Annotated in this window: 18 protein-coding genes; 12 read left to right on the top strand and 6 right to left on the bottom strand. The window is 39.7% G+C overall.

The features are described from left to right. Window positions 1–206 precede the first annotated feature (206 nt). Genes OA91_RS00440 through OA91_RS00425 form a run of 4 tightly spaced genes read left to right on the top strand, consistent with a single transcriptional unit; the run spans window position 207 to window position 5,209 of the window. Window positions 207–2,195 carry an ATP-binding protein gene (locus OA91_RS00440; protein WP_063338509.1) on the top strand — a complete coding sequence of 663 codons (1,989 nt, stop codon included), beginning with the start codon at window positions 207–209 and terminating at the stop codon, window positions 2,193–2,195. A gap of 31 nt (window positions 2,196–2,226) precedes the next feature. Further along, window positions 2,227–2,655, top strand: a complete 429-nt coding sequence (locus OA91_RS00435) for a response regulator (RefSeq protein WP_046016214.1) — start codon at window positions 2,227–2,229, stop codon at window positions 2,653–2,655. An 11-nt stretch (window positions 2,656–2,666) separates the two neighbouring features. Next, a complete protein-coding gene (locus OA91_RS00430; protein ID WP_063338510.1) occupies window positions 2,667–3,386 on the top strand; it encodes a sensor histidine kinase in 720 nt (239 codons plus the stop codon). Window positions 3,387–3,394: 8 nt separating this feature from the next. Then, window positions 3,395–5,209: a two-component system response regulator gene (locus OA91_RS00425; protein ID WP_063338511.1), complete on the top strand. Its 1,815-nt coding sequence runs from the start codon at window positions 3,395–3,397 to the stop codon at window positions 5,207–5,209. A gap of 33 nt (window positions 5,210–5,242) precedes the next feature. Here OA91_RS00425 and OA91_RS00420 read toward each other — a convergent pair whose 3' ends face one another. Further along, window positions 5,243–5,827, bottom strand: a complete 585-nt coding sequence (locus tag OA91_RS00420; protein ID WP_063338512.1) for a TetR/AcrR family transcriptional regulator — start codon at window positions 5,825–5,827, stop codon at window positions 5,243–5,245. Between the two features lie 162 nt (window positions 5,828–5,989). Here OA91_RS00420 and OA91_RS00415 point away from each other — a divergent pair, with 162 nt between their 5' ends. Together OA91_RS00415 and OA91_RS00410 are read left to right on the top strand one after the other, a co-directional pair. Beyond that, window positions 5,990–6,355 carry a hypothetical protein gene (locus OA91_RS00415; protein ID WP_063338513.1) on the top strand — a complete coding sequence of 122 codons (366 nt, stop codon included), beginning with the start codon at window positions 5,990–5,992 and terminating at the stop codon, window positions 6,353–6,355. Window positions 6,356–6,357: 2 nt separating this feature from the next. Continuing rightward, window positions 6,358–6,801, top strand: a complete 444-nt coding sequence (locus OA91_RS00410; RefSeq protein WP_082827713.1) for a GFA family protein — start codon at window positions 6,358–6,360, stop codon at window positions 6,799–6,801. On the opposite strand, the gene OA91_RS00405 is transcribed toward OA91_RS00410, so the two are convergent. The 3 genes from OA91_RS00405 to OA91_RS00395 all read right to left on the bottom strand — a co-directional run bounded on the left by OA91_RS00405 (window position 6,798) and on the right by OA91_RS00395 (window position 9,944). Beyond that, window positions 6,798–7,958 carry a hypothetical protein gene (locus tag OA91_RS00405; protein WP_063338514.1) on the bottom strand — a complete coding sequence of 387 codons (1,161 nt, stop codon included), beginning with the start codon at window positions 7,956–7,958 and terminating at the stop codon, window positions 6,798–6,800. The two genes, OA91_RS00410 and OA91_RS00405, sit on opposite strands and share 4 nt — an antisense overlap. A 246-nt stretch (window positions 7,959–8,204) precedes the next feature. Then, a complete protein-coding gene (locus tag OA91_RS00400; RefSeq protein WP_063338515.1) occupies window positions 8,205–9,581 on the bottom strand; it encodes a class II fumarate hydratase in 1,377 nt (458 codons plus the stop codon). Between the two features lie 24 nt (window positions 9,582–9,605). Next, a complete protein-coding gene (locus OA91_RS00395; protein ID WP_063338516.1) occupies window positions 9,606–9,944 on the bottom strand; it encodes a hypothetical protein in 339 nt (112 codons plus the stop codon). Window positions 9,945–10,602: 658 nt separating this feature from the next. Here OA91_RS00395 and OA91_RS00390 point away from each other — a divergent pair. The 4 genes from OA91_RS00390 to OA91_RS00375 all read left to right on the top strand — a co-directional run bounded on the left by OA91_RS00390 (window position 10,603) and on the right by OA91_RS00375 (window position 15,435). Beyond that, window positions 10,603–12,030, top strand: coding sequence for an 8-oxoguanine deaminase (locus OA91_RS00390; protein WP_231870275.1), 1,428 nt, complete (start codon window positions 10,603–10,605; stop codon window positions 12,028–12,030). Window positions 12,031–12,222: 192 nt separating this feature from the next. Continuing rightward, window positions 12,223–13,683, top strand: a complete 1,461-nt coding sequence (locus tag OA91_RS00385) for a uracil-xanthine permease family protein (RefSeq protein WP_063338517.1) — start codon at window positions 12,223–12,225, stop codon at window positions 13,681–13,683. Between the two features lie 314 nt (window positions 13,684–13,997). After that, window positions 13,998–14,330 (top strand): YkgJ family cysteine cluster protein, encoded by a 333-nt coding sequence (locus tag OA91_RS00380; RefSeq protein ID WP_063338518.1) that lies wholly within the window; start codon window positions 13,998–14,000, stop codon window positions 14,328–14,330. Between the two features lie 202 nt (window positions 14,331–14,532). After that, complete coding sequence (locus OA91_RS00375) at window positions 14,533–15,435, top strand: GGDEF domain-containing protein (RefSeq protein ID WP_063338519.1); 903 nt, start codon at window positions 14,533–14,535, stop codon at window positions 15,433–15,435. A gap of 19 nt (window positions 15,436–15,454) precedes the next feature. Here the strand turns inward: OA91_RS00375 and OA91_RS00370 are convergent, their stop codons facing one another. Beyond that, window positions 15,455–16,795, bottom strand: coding sequence for a diguanylate cyclase domain-containing protein (locus OA91_RS00370; protein WP_063338520.1), 1,341 nt, complete (start codon window positions 16,793–16,795; stop codon window positions 15,455–15,457). Continuing rightward, complete coding sequence (locus OA91_RS00365; protein ID WP_157203833.1) at window positions 16,788–17,699, bottom strand: cytochrome-c peroxidase; 912 nt, start codon at window positions 17,697–17,699, stop codon at window positions 16,788–16,790. The genes OA91_RS00370 and OA91_RS00365 overlap by 8 nt, the downstream gene beginning before the upstream one ends. A gap of 260 nt (window positions 17,700–17,959) precedes the next feature. Here OA91_RS00365 and OA91_RS00360 point away from each other — a divergent pair, with 260 nt between their 5' ends. Together OA91_RS00360 and OA91_RS00355 are read left to right on the top strand one after the other, a co-directional pair. After that, window positions 17,960–18,628 carry an NADPH-dependent FMN reductase gene (locus OA91_RS00360; protein ID WP_063338521.1) on the top strand — a complete coding sequence of 223 codons (669 nt, stop codon included), beginning with the start codon at window positions 17,960–17,962 and terminating at the stop codon, window positions 18,626–18,628. A gap of 55 nt (window positions 18,629–18,683) precedes the next feature. Next, window positions 18,684–19,133 (top strand): hypothetical protein, encoded by a 450-nt coding sequence (locus OA91_RS00355; protein WP_063338522.1) that lies wholly within the window; start codon window positions 18,684–18,686, stop codon window positions 19,131–19,133. Window positions 19,134–19,171: the final 38 nt, after the last annotated feature.

Raw genomic sequence — 19,171 nt, 5'->3', positions numbered from 1 at the left:
GGTAATCTAGCGCCCATATTGCGCTATTTTACGTCTAGTTTACTTAAGATAAACTAATTTTATGGACAAGGGTTCATAAGGTGTTTACTCTTTCCCATCGCAATAAAATACCTCCTTTTTCCTAGCGGGAAAAAGTCATTGTTTAACCTAGGTTTTTATAAAAAAACACCTAACAAAAGTTAAAAAATAGGGAACGCATTGCTGTGATGGCGTCTAATAAGCTTCATATAAAATGGTATCTTACAGCCATTGGTGTGTTATTACTGGCCATTGTTTTCTATATCAATATTCTAATTGTTAATAATCAACAACAAGAACTTTCCCGTGTTAGCCAAGATTTACGTGCTTCTATTATTGGTAAGCTGCAAGGCAATCTTGACTATATAAATTTATTGGCTGAAATGCGGCGTCGAAATGAAGTGGATGCCCAAAGTTTTGAAAGCCGAAGTAGTGCTTATCTAAAAGCCCACCCTGAACTGATTAACTTTACCTGGGTTGATCAAGATTTTTACATACGCTCTGTATCGCCCTTAAGGGGTAATCGCCAAATTTTAGACTTGCATCTAGATTTGGCAGAGCCCGCCCGTGTTTCTGCTTTAGCGAAAAAAACCAAGCAGGCCCATTACACCAAGGCCTTCGAAGCCATCCAAGGAGATTGCTCCTTTGAGGTCTGGTATCCGGTTTATCGTGATAACGAATTCTTAGGTTTGATCGCTGGTGTTTATTCTTGCGAAAAACTGCTTAGATCCGTATCTGTTTCAGTTTCTTCTATCTCAAACCATTATCTGGTGGGGTTAACTGACAGCAAAGACTCTTTCTTTATCTCTCTGAATCAAAGACAAAATGCCGATATGGATGATAACCATAAGGTCAAGCTAGGCTTGGAAAATGACCTTGTGGTTTCTGTCACCCGACTTAAAACAAGCTTTGGCGATATCAACTTATATATCTTGTTTTTGGCAATTGTTTTATTGATTGTACTTGCCTCTATTACAGGTCTTAAGCTGAAGCGCGATATGGCTAAACGAGAAACCTTGTTAGAAGAGTTAAGACAAGCTAACCATTACATATCTGAATCCGAATCTCGATTTAAGCTGATTTTTGATTCCTCTCCTGTCGGCATGATCTTGGTTGATGATGCGGGGCACATAGTGGATGTAAACCAGTTTATCTGTCAGATATTTGGCTATGATGTGCAGCACCTGTTGCAGAAGTCTATTGATTATCTAGTGCCAGAAGAACAAAGAACGGGCTACATTTGGGAGCAAGGTAAGTACCGTCCTATCAGTCCAGATGTAGATAAAGCCCTAATGTCTGATCTTGATGCTTTTACCGGTCTATGTGCCAATGGTGAAGTCATCTCAGTTCAAGTCGCCTTGGCACCTATCAAGTTATTGAGTCGCTGGCATACCTTGGTTAGCGTGATTGATAACACAGAGCGTAATCAGCTGTTTGATCAACTTAAAATACAAAATAATAAGTTAAATCAAAGTAACTCTAGCTTGGTTAAGGTCAACGAACAATTAGAGCGTTTTGCTTATATTTGCTCCCATGACTTACAAGAACCTGTGCGTATGGTACAAGGATTCGGCCCTCTATTAGAGACGCAACTCGAAGGTAAACTAGACGAAAAGAGTCAGAAATACCTCCATTACATGGTTGATGGGGCGAATAGAGCACGAGATATGATAGACGACATTCTCGAATATTGTCGCTCAGATAAGGTGATTACTAACTATCAAAGTGTTGATCTAGGAAAGACTTGTCAGCATGTTAATGAAACCCTATTAAATCAATTTGCTCAGCGTAATGGGCAATTTATCTGGGAAGAAAATCTGCCTCACTTGCCTGCTGTACCTTCTCAGTTGTTCCAGTTGATACTGAATATAGTGAACAATGGTCTCAAGTTTAATCATAGTGAAACGCCGCTGGTGGCACTTAAGGTGCTTTCAATTGATGACCACTGGCAAATTCGTATTACTGATAATGGCATAGGCATCGCGTCCCAGTATCAAAAACAAATTTTTAATATCTTTGAGCGCTTACATGGCAATAGTGAGTTCCCGGGTACAGGGATAGGCTTAGCCAGTTGTCAGAAGATAGTAGAACGTCATTTTGGCTGTATACACTTAGAGTCACAATTAGAGCAGGGCAGTACCTTTATTATTAACTGGCCTAAGCAACAAAAAATTTAGCAACAAATTAAAGAGGTAAATAAAAAGGCTGATGGAATCGATTAACATCTTATTGGTAGAAGACAACAAAGGTGACATTGAGTTAACAAAAGAGTCTCTAAGTCGTGGTAAGTTGAAAAATACACTAACCGTGATTGAAGATGGAGAGTCGGCGTTAAATTACTTAAATAAGCGAGCACCTTATGAGGATGTTGAACGTCCAGATATTGTTTTGCTTGATTTAAACTTGCCAAAAGTGAGTGGTCGTGATGTTTTAAAATCTTTAAAACAGGATGAGCATTTAAAGGATATTCCTGTGATTATCCTATCTAGTTCTAAGGATGCTTTTGACATTAAAGAAGCTTATCAGCTGCATGCAAACTGCTTTGTCAGCAAGCCTGTGTCTTTAGATAGCTTTATTCAAGTGGTTCAAAGCATAGAGTCTTTTTGGATTGATATTGTTAAATTGCCAAGTAAATAGGTCGCATTAATATGTCCGAACAAGCCAAGACTGACGAGATGTATACGCCCAAGTTGCAAGAATTCTCCTATGCCATTTCTCACGATTTGGGAGCGGCGATTCGGGGGATTAGTCAGTTAACTGGCTTGTTAGAGCAAGACATAAGCGAAAAGATAAGTGACAAAGAGCGTTATTGGATGCAGCTGATAAAAGGCAGTGCTGATAAGGCTCAGGCCATGATAGATGCGATGACTCTTTATACGCGTCTGGAATCGACTCGAGAAGCGAGTGTAGAGATCAATCTTCATCTCTTGATTGAAACAATGCTGGCGAAATGTTTAGATGAAAACGCTGAGTTACTGAATACCAATTCACCTGATGTTAGTTTGAACTTGCAAGAGGTAAATTTGCTGGCGATTACAAGCCATTGGAAACTGCTTTTAACCTCATTAATTAATAATGCTTTGCACTTTCAACAGCCAGATCAGACTGGCAAAGTGGTAATTAGCCTGAATAGGCTGACAGAACAAAGGGCGAAATTGGTTATTGAAGATAATGGTATTGGTGTGAGTGAATCTAAGTTGGCAGGTTTAACAAAGCCTTTTAGTACCACAAGAAATCACCAAGACTCACCCAATCTTGGTATGGGGTTGAGTTATTGCGCGCGTATTGCACAACTTAATCAAGCAGGTTTATATTTCGGTGAATCAGAGTTAGGTGGATTCAAGGTTGAATATGAGTTTTCTATATAGGACGTAAAATGTATAACTCGCTACTAGAGCATGACAGTCATAATGAAAATGTCTTCCTACTCGCCGAAGATAATCCAGTAGATGCTGAAATCGTCAGGGCCATGCTGGACGAGGCCTACGATGGTAAGTTTACTCTTGTGTGTGTGGATCAGTACTCTGAGATCGCAGGCGCACTGGCAAAACAAGCTTTTGACCTACTCATACTGGATATGAACTTGCCTGATAGCACAGGTTCAAGAAGTGTCACCTTGCTAAGAGAAGCCTACCCAGATTTGCCCATAGTGGTTTTGACAGGGCAAACAGACCTCGAAATCGCGGTAGAATCACTTAAGCTTGGGGCGCAAGACTTCCTTACTAAAAACGATATTACACCTCCTCTTCTTGCTCGCAGTTTTTATTATGCTAAAGAGCGCAGAAAGTCTGAACAGGCATTACAGCAATCCTTAATTGATATTGCCGATCGTAATGAGCAACTTAACCAACTTGCTTATACAGACCATCTCACCAAGCTACCTAATCGCACCCAGTTCGAAGCAGAAATAAATCATAGACTGAAAAATGCTCAAACGGAAAAAAAGCAATTTGCGCTTCTTTATTTGGATCTAAATAACTTTAAAACGGTGAATGATAACTTTGGGCATATTGTGGGAGATGAGTTACTGATTCAGGTGGCAAATCGGTTGCAAATAACCTTAGAAGCAGGGGACTTTATTGCCCGTATGGGAGGCGATGAGTTCCTTATTTTCACCGATCTTATTGATAGCAGTAACAAGCAAAGGGTAGATCAGCTGATTGAAAACATACTCTCAGCCTTTGATGCGCCATTTGCGATAGATCGTAAAGAGATTCAAAGTCAGCCTGCTATTGGTGTTGCGTTTTATCCAGAAGCGCATAGTGCGGAGCTTCTGATGAAGCATGCTGATTGTGCTATGTATGAGGTAAAAGCGAACCCAGAGTCAGGCCAGTTTGTACGCTTTTATACAGGGGAAATGGAAGAGAAATATAATCGCAAAGTGATGATAGCCGCTCAGCTTGATCATGCGATTAAGCAAGATGAATTTGATGTTTTTTTCCAACGTATTGAAGACATTCACCAGCCAAACAGCTTAAATTATGAAGCTTTACTTCGCTGGAACTCTCAGCAGATGGGACCTGTCCGCCCAGAAGAGTTTATCCCAGTATTTGAAGACAGTCCGATTATTAATCAGCTCACCAAGATAGTGCTTAAAAAGTCTCAGAGACTTATCAAGCAACTAGATGCTTCAAATATTAAGCTCGCTAGCATTAAAATTAACGTGACAGCTTCGCAATTATCCAGTGCGAACTTTAGCCGTATGTTTTTATCTTGGCTGGAGGAACTTAGCCTTTTACCTTCGGCTTTTTGTGTGGAGTTAACCGAAAGGCAAATGGTTAAAAATGTTGCTACCTGTATTAATCAAATTGAAGAATTACGTGAGGCTGGGGTAAAAATTGCCTTGGATGACTTTGGTGCAGGTTATTCCTCTATCAAGCTGTTGCTTGAGTTTGCCATTGATTATCTCAAGCTAGATATGTCTTTGATTAAAGACATTGAAAAACACAGACGTAATCAAGCCTTGGTATCTGGCATTATTGAAATTGGCCATAGAATGGGCATGAAGGTTGTGGCTGAAGGAGTGGAAACACTAGATGAATATCAGACGTGTAAAAAACTGAAATGCGACATGATACAAGGCTACTACTTACACAGGCCTGAGCCGCAAGAAAGTCTTTTAGAGAAGACATTAGAGAGTCAAACGTCAAACAAAACAGTGTTAAACAAACAAGCACCTGAGTTAGCTTAACTTTGGTGCCATTAGTACACTTTCTCGGGCAAACTAGGTGTTGAAAATAGCCGCTAATAAACCGCGATAGGCGTTGTTTCCTGCTTGTTTATCGCCACGGCCACGGTTTAAAACTATGGCTCCACGGTTAACCGAAATTATCATGGCGGCAAGTTCGTCTGCTTGCCACTTACTGCTTAGTTGGCCTTGTTCTATCGCCAGCTGGCACCTTCTCTCAAGGCATATGAGCATATCATCTAAGCCATTTTTGATTGAGTCTTTGGCAATAGAGTCTTGGGTACTCATTTCCAAAGCCGCTAGGCTGGCTAGACAGCCTTGATCCATTTTATCGTCATCAAACCCACCAACAAGATAATCGCAATATTCATAAATAGCGGTTTTAAAATCGGCCTGTTCAAGCTTAGCTAAGGCCTTGCTTGTGTAATGTAAGCGAAACCTTTCAAGGCAGGCTGTGTATAGACCATCCTTATTACCAAAAGCATTATAAATACTTGATTTATTTAACTTTGTTGCCTTCTCTAAATCAGAAAGTGAGGTGCCAGAAAACCCTTTATCTTTAAAAAGTGACATGGCTGAGTCAATCGCAGCATCGGTATTGAATTGTTTATTTCCACTCATAGCTTTATTTCCATTTTTAAAAATAGCATTGACATCTTGAACCGATCGTTCCAGAATGATTTTGAACTGATCGTTTCAAGACTTAGTCAGTGTAATTTATTTCATTAGATTTGTCTTTAGAGCTCATCAGTAAATTTTCATTTCAGTTAATATGGTAATTCTATGACTAGCCCAAATCTTACCCAAGATCTTCCTAAAAAACCTATCCCTTTAAGAATCACTTTTATTTTGAATGCTCTGATGATGGTGCTGCCTTTTGTATTCTATGGGGTTTTCATTAGCCAGAATATTCAAGTTGGTACGTTAGACCCACAATGGTTCTTGTATACAGGTGCTGCTTATATTGCGAGTTTTGCTTTTTTAGTGAGCTTTATTTTAAAGCGTAACTTTACCGGCTTTAGAACCCTGTTCTTTGTTAACTTTGTGATTGCTATTCCTGCTGGTGCTTATATAGGCATGGTTATCGCGTTGGTATCTTTTGGATTAAGTTTTAATCAAAAAATCAAAGCGTATTTTTTAGTAGATTAGACTTGATAGCAGATGAAAACTACCTAATAGAAGAGGCAAGCAAAATGGCACCTTACCTTCTTGGATCATGTATTTGTGAAAAGGTTAAATATGAAGTTAAGGATGACTTTATTAGCTTTAAACTTTGCCATTGTCGCTTATGTCAAAAAGCGTCAGGCTCTTCAAATGTAGCCAATGCATTTACTTTTATAGAGAATATAAATTGGCAGCAAGGAGAAAATCATCTGGAGAGTTTTGATGTACCCAATAGCCAGGTGAGACGGGTATTTTGCAAAACCTGTGGGACTTCTATGCCATTTTTGACACAAAATGAAAGGTTGCTGGTGGTGCCTGTTGGCACGCTATCAGTCCAGCCTAAACTTCCTCCTCAGGAAGTTAGGGTCTGGCATGAAAGAATGTCTTGGTATGATGAAAGTAAAAGACTAGAGTCTCTGTTACTAAGTTAAAAACGAGGGAAGGGTTTAGCGACAGGGTTAACTTGTGCAGAACTATATTGGTAACGTAACCAAGCTTCTTGATTTGAGTAAACCTGTGCTCCTGTAGCGTCAGCAACATTCCAATCAGCTTCCCAAGGGGCGTGTACTCTATCGCCGTTTACATAAAATTTAACGACATTACGAAGAGGAAAGTTAGTGTCATTCCAATAGCGGCAACAAAAAGCGAGTTCAGAGGAGGTAATCGCGACATAATCGTCTTTATTAGGCAGGCTATCCTTTCTCGCCATGGTACCTAAGTCACCCAAACCATCTAATACAAAATGCACCTTAGCATCTACATTTCGATAAAGTGGAGAAGAGGCAACCATAGCAATACCGCCTTTACAGGCACGCCTAATACCTTTAAGCATTTTCGCATGGGCCCAATAATGCTGGTCGGCTGTTCTTCGGCCACTATAAGTATCGGGATGCTGTGTCCGTACCACAGCTTTATTTTGATGAGTATCTTTTAAAAGTCTTGAGTTTGTCATATTAAACACATCTGCCGGATTATAGCGACTAGCGAGTAAACCATTCGAAAATACTTGACGTGTTGCCTCATTACGAATATCGCCAAGGGCTCCACCACGACGAATGCTATCCATCACTTCCTGACGAGTTACATTTAGCAGTCCCGCCCCATTCCATTGTCGGCCAAAAGCTAGGCCAGTTCCTATATTGGAAGCATTATTAAAGTCGTCACATTGTAAAGGGCGACCAGCTGGCAAACGATAAGGCGCGTAACTTCTAGCAGGTGCTATACCATACATAAGGTCGACATAATCGGTAGTAGCATCCATTGTTGCGTAATAGCTTTGAAAATCGAGTTTGTTAGTTATGCGACCATTAGCGACAACATTAAGTGCCAGGTGTTGCGATATTGCTGAACAGTGAAATGACACGTATTTAATCACTTTTTTATATTTTTCTTTTTTTGCTTGAGACATTCGAGATATTCTCAAACTGACTTCTTGTTTTTGTACTGGAGGCGAGGTTCTAGTTAACAACTCTCTTAAGCTATTTAGGCTAGACGCTGCGATTCTCATATTGGGGTGGCATTCACGAGCAATACGATCAAACTCTGCAATTGAAAAGGTGACAGGGGTGTTGTTGATAGTAAAAGGCATAACAAATCCTTGTAGTTGCAAATGAAAAATAGTGAAGGCGGTTAATCCTGCTGTCTTAAGTTTTATATTATTAAAGATTTCTTAAGGTAAACTTAACTAAATTAGAAAGGTCTTATGAAAACGGTTTTTTGTTTTAGTTCCTTTCTTCAGACCAAAAAAAGCAGAAAGCTTTAATTAAATAAATGCTTTCTGCTTTTCGTTATTTTAGTTTGAAAACTTGTTTAGATTTAGCTTCCCTAGCGGCGTTTAAAGTCCACCTTGAGTTAATTTCGCTGGGTCTAATAATTGCGTTAGCTCCTCTAAACTAAGGTCTGTATTTTCCTTAGCCACATCAATAACTGGACGGCCTTCTTTATAGGCTTGTTTAGCGATTTCTGCTGCTTTTTGATAGCCAATAATGGGGTTTAGCGCGGTGACTAGAATAGGGTTACGAGCTAGGGCTTCTTTTAGTTTGTCTTCTTTTACGGCGAAGCTGCTAATGGCTTTATCTGCCAACAAATGGCTCACATTACTAATTAGCTGAATACTCTCTAATAGGTTACGAGCAATCAAAGGCAGCATAACATTCAACTCAAAGCTGCCAGATTGTCCAGCCACTGTGATGCTGGTGTCATTGCCCATTACTTGGGCCGCGACCATAGCAGCGGCTTCTGGAATGACGGGGTTCACTTTACCCGGCATGATAGAGGAACCTGGTTGCAGGGCCTCTAATTCAATTTCACCTAAACCTGCTAGTGGGCCTGAGTTCATCCAGCGCAGATCATTGGCTATTTTCATCAAAGAAACCGCTGTGGTTTTTAATTGGCCTGAAACTGATACGGCGATATCTTGGCTCGCAATATGAGTAAACAAGTTTGCCGCTGGGGTAAATTCAATCTCTGTTAAAGCAGATAACTCTTGGTTGAAGGTCTTAGCAAAGTCGGGGTGAGCATTGATGCCTGTCCCTACTGCTGTACCACCTTGGGCCAAACTTTGTAATGCAGGCAAGCTTAATTCAATGGCTTGGATATTTTGTTCTATTTGTGTCGACCAACTTAATAACGATTGATCCAAACGAACCGGCATCGCATCCATAAGGTGAGTACGGCCTGTTTTTACATACTGCTTCACACTTTCAGCTTTTGCTTGGATGCTAGCAACAAGGTGCTTTAGAGCTGGCAGCAGGCTTTGGTGTATTTCTAACGCGGCACTGATATGAATGCTGCTTGGGATAATGTCATTACTGCTTTGGCCATAGTTAACATGGTCATTCGGGTTAACCTCAAAGCCAGCAATACGAGAAGCGAGAGTCGCTAAGACTTCATTGGCATTCATGTTAGAGCTTGTGCCTGAGCCTGTTTGGAATACATCAACAGGGAAGTGCTGGACAAAATTCTCTTGGGTAAGCAGTTCATCGACCGCTTGCATTATAGCGTGGGAAATTTCTTTATCTAATAAACCTAATTTTAGGTTAGCTTTAGCGGCAGATTTTTTAGCAAGCAATAATCCACGAATAAAAGCAATCGGCATGCCCTGACCACTAATGGGGAAGTTATTAATCGCACGCTGAGTTTGGGCAGAATAGAGAGCGGATTCTGGGACTTCAAGTTCACCCATACTGTCACGTTCAATTCGAGTTTTCATCTTGGTTCCTTATGGTGTCTGGCGTTATTTAATAAAATTAGGAGAGAAATAGTGGGAAATCACATTAATTTCGGATAACAAATCCTGTAGCTCACTTTGTTGCTGAGGACGTTTAACAATACGGTTTAAGCTACATAGAGGCCTAGCAATATGATCTAGGCAAGTCACACGCCAATGGTCAGGGTTCATAGTGTCGGCAAAGGTTTCTAACAAAAACTGCACTATCCCTATATAACTTTTCCATTGCTCTTCAGGGGATATTTTCTGGCATCTACCTTCTTCGAAGGCTAACCAGATAGAAAGTAAGGCTGGGTTATTTGGCTCCATGCCGTAACGTATTTTATTTTTCAGCTGATCAATCATGATGAGGGCTTACTGCTTGAATATTAAATAAATTAACGATAATGAGAATTGTTATCATTAAATAATAAGCTCAGTTAAAGGTCAAGCAAACTCAAAAATCAAAGGAAAATAGCCATAAATTAGATTTATTCATAATGTGAAATCGATAGAGTCAGACTTATATGATAAATACTAGATCCGTATATTAGGGGTATTGCTACTTGTTTGTTTTTCAGTCAAATTGTCTGAATACAAATAAGGTGCTCGCGTTAAAGGATGTTAAATCGCAGTGATAAAATGGTTTTTGTGCTCTTGTTTTTGCTATTTCTGACCTGTTTAAATTCCATTGGAAATAGTTAGAGTTGATTATTAATTCATTTAAAAACAAATGCTTATAATGTTTTTCAGATAAGTTTTTGGTTTTTAATGCGGTTTTGATAATGATTTTCGATAAACAATTCTTCTGATCTCGTCAGGGTTTTTAGCGTGATAACATTATCTCGCTTGAAAGTATCAAATTGCCTAGAGATGAAACAATTGTTTTATACCTATAAATTATAAAAATAATTAAACAAAGACATAATTGATCTAATTCAAGGGTTTTGAACACATGACTTAGTTAATTTGTTTTGCTAATGTTTTTATCTCGATTTGGTAGATCAACACGAAAGTCACTGCCATGTACCTAGAACTGTGGGTGCATGGCCAGATTTATGGCATGCACCCCTTAATAAGAGTGCGTGTTATGACAAAGCAATCTGTTTTATGGATAAAATCACCTCTTTCGACCTTTACGGCCAATAATGAAGATGCCTGCAATGGTATCTTGATACAGGGTCAAACCATCCTTGAGTTGGTGCCAAAAGGTCAAAGCCCCAAGCGTCAGTATGATCAAATTTTTGATGCCAGTGCCCATGTGCTTATGCCAGGTACGGTTAATACTCATCATCATTTTTATCAAACCCTGACCCGAGCTTGTCCGCCTGCTTTAAATAAAAAACTCTTTCCTTGGTTACAAACCCTTTATCCGATTTGGGCCAAACTCACACCAGAGCAACACGCTTTAGCCACAGAGCTTGCCATGGTGGAGTTACTGCTAAGCGGTTGTACCACGGTAAGTGATCATCACTATTTATTCCCAGAAACCTTAGTCAATGGCATAGATCAGCAGGTAGACGTTGCGCAACGCTTGGGTATGCGTGCGACTTTTACCCGAGGCTCCATGAGTTTAGGCCAAGATCAAGGTGGCTTGCCGCCTCAGTCCGTTGTGCAAAGTGAAGAGACCATCATGGATGACAGTGCTCGTTTGATTCAGGCTTATCATCAAAAAGATGACCTTATCGAAATAGCACTCGCCCCTTGTTCACCTTTTTCTGTCACGCAAGATTTGATGAAGAGCACGGCCGCACTGGCGAAAGAGTTCGATGTGAATATTCATACCCACCTTGCTGAAACAGAAGATGAAAACAATTTTTGCTTAGAAATGTTTGGTCAAAGGCCATTGGACTATTTAGAGACAGTTGGTTGGTTGCATAACAAAACTTGGTTAGCCCATGGTATTCACTTTAATGATGAAGAAGTGAAACGCCTCGGTGCTGCCAAAGTAGGGATATGTCACTGTCCTTCTTCCAACATGGTATTGGCCTCAGGGATTGCCAGAGTGAAAGAACTTGAAGCGGCTGGTGTTCGTGTTGGTTTGGGCGTTGATGGCTCGGCTTCTAATGACCATAGCAACTTGATGCAAGAAATTAGGCAAGCCCTTTGCATACAAAGGTTGAGATACCAAGCAGATGAGTTTACTCACCTTGATGCCTTAAATCTTGCCACAAAAGGCTCTGCGCAGGTGCTAAATCGCCCAAATATTGGGCAGTTAGCTGTGGGTATGAAGGCAGACCTCGCACTTTATAAATTGGATGAACCAAGGTTTAGCGGCAGTCACGATCCATTAGCGGCCATGGTGTTATGCGGTGCCCATAAGGCTGATGCTGTCATGATCAACGGCCAATGGAAAGTGCAGCAAGGGGTCTGGTTAGAAGGGGATATTGCCGAGTTAATGCAAAAACATACAGCAGCGGCAAAAGCCTTATTTCAGTCGGCAGGCTATTAAAGCCCATTATTTTTAAAAACTATCACTTTAAGACTCAATTTTAATCGGCTTTCAAAAGGAGATGAAGCAACAGGGAAAGACATAAATAGTATTTGGCTGGTTGAAGAGGCCAGCCATTTAAACCATTAACTCAAAAACTATGAACTCAAACTTGTAAGTATCTCGTAAAAAAATAATAAGCGGAGCAACAGCATGAGTAAGAACAACCAGTTAGATCAACAGTCAGAACAAGAATACAGTAATGATAAAAACGAATTAATTTATGGTCTTAATGATAGGCCAGAACCCCTAAAAGCCTTATTTGCTGCGTTTCAGCATATTTTGGCAAGCTTTGTCGGTATCACCACACCCGCTTTAATTATTGGTGGTGTGTTAGGTCTCGGCGAGCACCTTCCTTATCTAATCAGTATGGCCCTGATCGTCTCGGGTGTCGGTACCTTTATTCAAGCCAAGCGAGTCGGTCCTATTGGGTCTGGTCTTTTGTGTGTACAAGGGACAAGCTTTGCTTTCTTAAGTGCTGTATTAGCGGCGGGCTTTTTAGTGAAAAACCAAGGCGGGAGCTCAGAAGATATTCTCGCCATGATCTTTGGTGTGTGTCTTTGCTCAGCCTTTATCGAAATTATCTTAAGTCGCTTCATGCATAAGCTGGGACGCATTATTACTCCTGTGGTGACGGGTATCGTCATTACTACTATAGGCTTATCGCTTATCAAAGTGGGTATGACAGATTTAGCGGGTGGTTTTAATGCTGAAGATAAGGGCGCGCTGCACTATCTTGCGATTGGTGGAATCACACTCAGTACTATTATTTTGTTAAACCGTTTTAGTAACCAAACACTGCGTCTTTCAGCCATCATGATAGGTATGGTTGTTGGCTATATTAGTGCGGCTTTCATGGGGATGGTTAATTATGATATTGCCGAAGTAGCGCTGATCACTATCCCAACACCTTTCAAATATGGGCTAGATTTTGATATTGCTGCTTTCATTCCTGTTGCTATTATTTCGGTTGTGACTGCGATAGAAACCACGGGAGATTTAACCGCTAACTCTATGGTGTCTAATGAGCCAGTAAAAGGCCCTGTTTATATGCGCCGTATTAAAGCGGGTGTATTGGGTGATGGTACTAACTCAACCATCGCTGCGATTATGGGTAGCTTCCCTATGTCGACCTTTAGTCAAAATAACGGTGTGATTCAGCTTACCGGTGTCGCAAGTCGTTATGTGGCTTTCTACATAGCTGGCCTATTTGTTTTGTTAGGCATGTTTCCGATTATCGGTGCTTTCTTACAAACCATGCCTAAACCAGTACTAGGTGGTGCAACACTTGTGATGTTTGGTACTGTGGCTGCTGCTGGTATTCGTATTTTGGCTACAGCTGAGCTTGGCCGTCGTGACCTATTAATTATGGCCGTGTCTTTTGGCTTAGGTTTAGGTGTCACCGCTGTGCCAGAAGTCACTAGCGCTATGCCTCCGCTACTTAAAAATCTAATGGGCTCTTCTGTTACTGTTGCAGGTCTTTCAGCCATCTTAATGAGTCTGTTTTTACCTATGAGTAAGCGTGAACTGAAAAATCTTGAAGCGGCTGAACAGCAAGCTGAAAAAGATGCAGAAGCGTTAGATAAATCGGATAAAGCATTAGATGCAGTGTAAGGCTAAATATAAATTAAAGGATAAAAAGGGCATGCGCTTCGTTCACTAAGTGCATGCTCGATATTATCCAGATAAAAAATAAAACCTATTTTTCGGTTTAGGTTGCCTTTTACCTGAGGGTGGCCTTTTTTAAGGGATGAGAGTTAACTAATTGATTAGGGATGAATGATAGACTGCCGAAATGTCAGGGCTTTAATTAATCTTCAAAAAAGTAAATGAATGGGGTAATAACCCGACACTTTAGCGTATTATGTTTTACTAATGTAAAAGTGCTTTGCTTTTAATAGCGTAATTAAGCAGTGATTGAGAAAGCAATGAAGATAGAAATTACAGACATCAGCAATAGTGTCACTGCCCCTTTGGCTAGCACCCCAAATGAGGTGAATTGCTCAAACTGCCATGCATCCTGCTGTCATTACGAAGTCATGCTTATTTCAGAAACGGGTGTCCCCGAAAGGCACATTACCGAAAACGAATACGGTGTCGAGGTGATGCTACGTTTAGAAGATGGTTGGTGTTCTGCTATGGATAGGCATACCCATATGTGTACCATTTATGAAAATCGCCCTTGGGTGTGCCGCGAATTTGAAATGGCCTCGCAAGATTGTAAAAGTGCACGTCATCAATACATGAATACTAAAGCATAAAGTCCGTTTCCTGATTCAGTTTGTTACCTTACGTGCAAGAAACGCATGATAAAGTGACAAAAAAATATATAAGTTATTGGCTTTCATAGTATGTTTTTAAATTAACTCTCCTATCCTTGGTGCTCAATAGGTATATTAGGTGGCTCTTATGTATGCCTCTTAACGCTTAGAAATAACTATCTAGGGAGAAACTAATCTTAAGATGAAAGACTTTGATTTCGAATTTAAAAACATAGTTGAGACAGCAAAAGATGTTGTCATAGTGACAAAAGCTGAGCCTATCAATGAGCCTGGACCTGAAATTATTTATGTTAATCAGGCCTTTACCGAATTGACTGGTTACTCAAAAGAAGAAGTTATAGGTAAAACGCCAAGAATTCTTCAATCCAAAGGTACAAGTGAGAAAGCGAAAAGCTTGATTCGTAAAGGCTTGGAAGACAAGGTACCTGTGAGAGTCACAATAAAAAACTACTCTAAGGCAGGGAAAGCCTATTGGTTAGATTTGAGCATCACGCCGCTTTTTAATGATCAAGGCGAGGTGACACATATTGTCTCGATTCAACGTGATGTAACTGAATACATAGATGTTCAAAATAAATTAAAACTACTTTCAAGAACAGATCCGCTAACCGGTCTGATGAATCGACGTATGTTTGATGAAATGGCTGAAAAGGAGTTTCTTCGCTATAAAAATGAGAATATTCATTACTCATTATTAGCGTTAGATATAGACCATTTTAAGCTGATTAATGATAAATATGGCCATCCGACAGGAGACTATGTTCTCACTTCATTTTCTTCTTTTTGTGAGACGCATATTCGCTCTCAAGACAAGATTGCTAGAATCGGTGGCGAAGAGTTTTGCATTATTTTACCTGCTACCAATAAGGCTGGTGCCATTGAGGTAGCCGAAAAACTGAGAAGGGCAATTTCGAATGCCCGTTTCAATCAGAATAATCATGACATCGCTATCACTGTCAGCATAGGCGTGTCCGAAGTAAAAGAATCGGATTATGACTATGTGGCTATGCTCAAACGCGCTGATGAGAACCTTTATCGTGCTAAGCGTAAAGGCCGTAACCAAGTTTATAGCTTAGATAGCTAAAGCATTAGCACGCGAAAAACTAACTTTCCGACCAAGTTTTAACCTGGTTCTTGCCATGGCTTTTAGCTTGATACATGGCTTCATCAGCATACCTGATAAGTTGTTTAGGCGTTTGGGTATGATCAGGAAAAAGACTAATCCCTATGCTTAGGGTGATATCACAGAGCTTATCGTCTAATTTGAAGGATCTACTGCATTTAGTCAGTATTTCTTTCGCTATGGCTTCGGCAATATCTAGCGCTTCTAGCTCTTTAATTAAAATCACAAACTCATCACCGCCTATACGATAAATACAGTCTTGCTTTCTCACATGTTGGTTAAAACGAGCTGAAATACGCTGTAGCAACTTGTCGCCAATATCATGACCATGGGTATCGTTAATTTGCTTGAACCCATCTAAATCAATAAAGAGTAAGGCTAAATTTTTACCTGATTTATGGTGTAAATCCATCAAGGGTTGTAAGTTTTCAAATAGTTTTTTACGGTTATAAAGGCCTGTTAGAGGGTCTGTAATACCTGCCCGTCTATGACCTTCAATTGTACGATAAATCCAATACAAGAAGCCTAACAAGGCAAGTACTGTGATAACGAGGATTGTGGTAATAATTAAAATTTGAGATTGAATAGTTTTATGTTCAGCTTCGGTCTCTATGTAAGCCATAGAAAGCTCATCTAATAAAAGTGTTAGCAATAAGGTGTGTTCAGGGTTATAAAAATCATCTTTAGCTTGGTTGGATAAAAGGATTTTATCTTTCAACAGGCCTAGGTGCAGATTCACCTTATTAAACGCTTTTTTCTGATCCATATCACACTGGTCACAGCTGTCATAACCTTTGTGTTGCTTTAGCTGGATATTCTGGTTTAACGCGACATAAATAGAAACTTGGTACTGGGCATAGGCTAAAAATTTAAGAAACTCGTCATCATCCTGATATGTTTCATGTAATGAAAATAAGAGAGTGTCTAAGAACTTGAATGAGTTTCGAGTAATCGCTATATCAGATAGATAGTCATTCATAAGACGCTGTTTATCTTTACTTAACCTATTCAGTTCTACCCCAATATTTTGCAAGGGTCCTTGAATGTTTGAGGACATTTGTAGAAACAGCTGTAATTCGGTTTGGTAATTTTTAGCTGCCTGATTAACTAAATCATAATGGGGGAAATTATTACTATGAATGCGATTAAGTTCAAAATTCCATTTAGCATCAGCAGACCTTAGTTCGACTACCTGAAAAATACTGTTTTGAATCCCCATAGTATCTTTCAAGTCTGAGTAGCGATTGTAAGTACCATAAATGGCTAACATTATGGCTAAACTCAACAGAACAAAGATAAGAGGTAGCTTAATTTTATTCATAAGCAGCTGGCTCTATTTGGCTATTGAGTGATTCTAAAAAGGCTTTAATCTGTCTTATCTCTGTATTAGTCAGTGTTTGACCAAGTTGATACTGGGCCATAATCCTTATCATAGACTCTAATGAATCAACTGATCCATCATGGAGATAAGGCGCGGTAAGAGCGACATTTCTTAAAGATGGCACACGTAATTTCTTGGCTCTATATTTGCCGTCTTCACCCATATAAGGGGCAACAACGCCAAGAGACTGAAACAGGTTACCACCAACATTGGCACCTTGATGGCAGGAAATACAGCCATAGTCTTTAAACTTTTCATAACCATATTTAGCGGTTTGGCTAATCGCTTGCTCATTACCTAGTAGGTACTCATCAAATTTGCTTGGCACTATTAGGTTTGTTTCAAAATATAAAATGGCATCAAAAATTGTCTCTTGGGAGATTTCACCTTGATACGCCTTCCTAAACTTAGGGGTAAAACTGGTGTCAGCTTTTAGTGATGTTACAGCTCTTGGCCAATTTGTTCCCATTACTTTAGGGTTAGCTAGCACCCCACCTAAATGATGGCCTAAGCTTTCGAATTGACCACGCCACCCTACATGGAAATTCTTACTTGTATTGAAAATAGTAGGAGAGTTAGTTGCAACATTTTCACGAATTTTTAGCTTGTCTCCACCACCCATACTTAAGTCATGGCATGTATGACAAGAGGTGTCATTGTTTAAAGATAAGCGAGTGTCTTTAAACAGGGCTTTACCTAGTTCAAACTTATCCTGGTCTAAATTTTCAGCTGGAAAGATAGGCGAGATAGGCTCGTTAGCCCAGCTGTTATGCACACCAAAACTAATCAAGATGAAGATTAAAGCTAAGGATTTCGAGCAAAGTTGTTTAGCAAATAGAATCAATATAACAATTCCTAGGGAAAACTTTTTTATATTAGAAGTTACTAAAACCAATATTTCAAGATAAGTCTGCCGTATTAAGCTGTTTTTAGCAGTGATATGAGGCTGGTATTTCCTCTTTGAGCACCTGAGTCGAAATAACAAACTTATTTAGAAGCGCATTATTAAATTATATCACTAAAACACAGTTTCATTTTTAGAGTATTGTTGTTCAAATGTAGAGCCGTGAGCAGCCATTATTAAATTGTCTGATAGGAGACCCAATGAAATTTCTGCTTTTTTTAGGCACCTCAAGAGACAGCTCTCCACCGAGACCAAAACGCCTTGGGTTACGTGTTGCAAAAGCCTGTCTCCAACATTTTGAAAGTCAGCGTTTTAAAAGCCAAGATAATGATGTGGAAATAGAGCTGGTAGATGTTTTAGATTATCCGTTAGAGTCTGTTTTTAAGCCTCACTTTGCCTACGCTAAGGGCAGAGCGCCAAGTGCGTTAGATGAGTTGGCTGAAAAAATAAAAACAGCGGATGGCTATATCATGGTGAGCCCTGAATATAACCATTCGATGAGTCCTGCCTTAGCTAACTTGCTTAACCATTTTGGTAGCTCGCTCTTTTCTTATAAACCTAGCATTATTATGACTTACTCAGCGGGTCAATGGGGTGGCGCAAGAGCAGCCGTGAATATGCGTACCTATTTGGCTGAACTTGGCTGCTTGCCTGTCTCTGCCATGATACACATCCCAAAAGCACAAGAGGTCTTCACTCAAGAAGGTACTTATGAGTCGAATCAAAATGAAGCTGAGTGGGAAAGCTACTTTGACAGAGGCTTCTCTCAATTAATTTGGTGGACAGAGGCGTGCCAGGGGCAAAGAGGCAAAACTCAGCTAGATGATGGCTTTGTCCGTGCTCCTAGTCAAAGAAACGCACCTAGTTAGAAATGTATTGGGTATTCAGAGAGGGGTTTTATTTTTTAAGAAGGTATGAATATTGATGGAAAGAGTTATCGCTTCTTTATTTATTATTTTATTTAGTAGCTTGTCTATATCTGGAGAGCCGCTATCTAGCAATGTAAATACGTTTAATTTAAATGGGAAAAACGTCACTTTATCAGACAGTATGCTTTCAAATTTGCGAGAGCATTGGAAAGGAAGTCGTAATCTTATTAGAACTAGTAGCTTTATGAAAAAAGCAGATGTGCGTTGGTCATTAGATTATATTTCACTTATCGAAGTGATTAATAGCAAAGGGTGTAAATCTCTTGAAGTTGTAAATACTAAAAAGTTTGACCCTGAAATTTACTCTGATAACACTGGCGTAAAAATTGAATCAGGGTTATTTGATTATGTTTGGGAGGTGAAAGTTTGCGATAAATATAGAAACTATCGCTTAGTAAACCCAAAAGATAATCAGTCATTTACACTTTACCCATTAAACTTATAAGGAATTAGTTAATAGGTATTTGTTATCAAAGATTGAGT

The sequence above is a fragment of the Marinomonas sp. SBI8L genome, from assembly GCF_001624705.1.
In the GTDB taxonomy this organism is placed as follows: Bacteria; Pseudomonadota; Gammaproteobacteria; order Pseudomonadales; family Marinomonadaceae; genus Marinomonas.
The sequence above is the reverse complement of the archived record's forward strand: the minus strand, read 5'-3'. Positions and strand labels throughout refer to the sequence as shown.

What these genes read in the sequence shown, in the direction of transcription:
- OA91_RS00355 (WP_063338522.1), top strand. Translation starts at nt 18,684, where the DNA reads ATGGAAAGAGTTATCGCTTCTTTATTTATTATTTTATTTAGTAGCTTG.
- OA91_RS00395 (WP_063338516.1), bottom strand. Translation starts at nt 9,944, where the DNA reads ATGATTGATCAGCTGAAAAATAAAATACGTTACGGCATGGAGCCAAAT.
- OA91_RS00430 (WP_063338510.1), top strand. Translation starts at nt 2,667, where the DNA reads ATGTCCGAACAAGCCAAGACTGACGAGATGTATACGCCCAAGTTGCAA.
- OA91_RS00400 (WP_063338515.1), bottom strand. Translation starts at nt 9,581, where the DNA reads ATGAAAACTCGAATTGAACGTGACAGTATGGGTGAACTTGAAGTCCCA.
- OA91_RS00370 (WP_063338520.1), bottom strand. Translation starts at nt 16,795, where the DNA reads ATGAATAAAATTAAGCTACCTCTTATCTTTGTTCTGTTGAGTTTAGCC.
- OA91_RS00375 (WP_063338519.1), top strand. Translation starts at nt 14,533, where the DNA reads ATGAAAGACTTTGATTTCGAATTTAAAAACATAGTTGAGACAGCAAAA.
- OA91_RS00425 (WP_063338511.1), top strand. Translation starts at nt 3,395, where the DNA reads ATGTATAACTCGCTACTAGAGCATGACAGTCATAATGAAAATGTCTTC.
- OA91_RS00420 (WP_063338512.1), bottom strand. Translation starts at nt 5,827, where the DNA reads ATGAGTGGAAATAAACAATTCAATACCGATGCTGCGATTGACTCAGCC.
- OA91_RS00360 (WP_063338521.1), top strand. Translation starts at nt 17,960, where the DNA reads ATGAAATTTCTGCTTTTTTTAGGCACCTCAAGAGACAGCTCTCCACCG.
- OA91_RS00440 (WP_063338509.1), top strand. Translation starts at nt 207, where the DNA reads ATGGCGTCTAATAAGCTTCATATAAAATGGTATCTTACAGCCATTGGT.
- OA91_RS00435 (WP_046016214.1), top strand. Translation starts at nt 2,227, where the DNA reads ATGGAATCGATTAACATCTTATTGGTAGAAGACAACAAAGGTGACATT.
- OA91_RS00380 (WP_063338518.1), top strand. Translation starts at nt 13,998, where the DNA reads ATGAAGATAGAAATTACAGACATCAGCAATAGTGTCACTGCCCCTTTG.
- OA91_RS00415 (WP_063338513.1), top strand. Translation starts at nt 5,990, where the DNA reads ATGACTAGCCCAAATCTTACCCAAGATCTTCCTAAAAAACCTATCCCT.
- OA91_RS00405 (WP_063338514.1), bottom strand. Translation starts at nt 7,958, where the DNA reads ATGCCTTTTACTATCAACAACACCCCTGTCACCTTTTCAATTGCAGAG.
- OA91_RS00390 (WP_231870275.1), top strand. Translation starts at nt 10,603, where the DNA reads ATGTACCTAGAACTGTGGGTGCATGGCCAGATTTATGGCATGCACCCC.
- OA91_RS00385 (WP_063338517.1), top strand. Translation starts at nt 12,223, where the DNA reads ATGAGTAAGAACAACCAGTTAGATCAACAGTCAGAACAAGAATACAGT.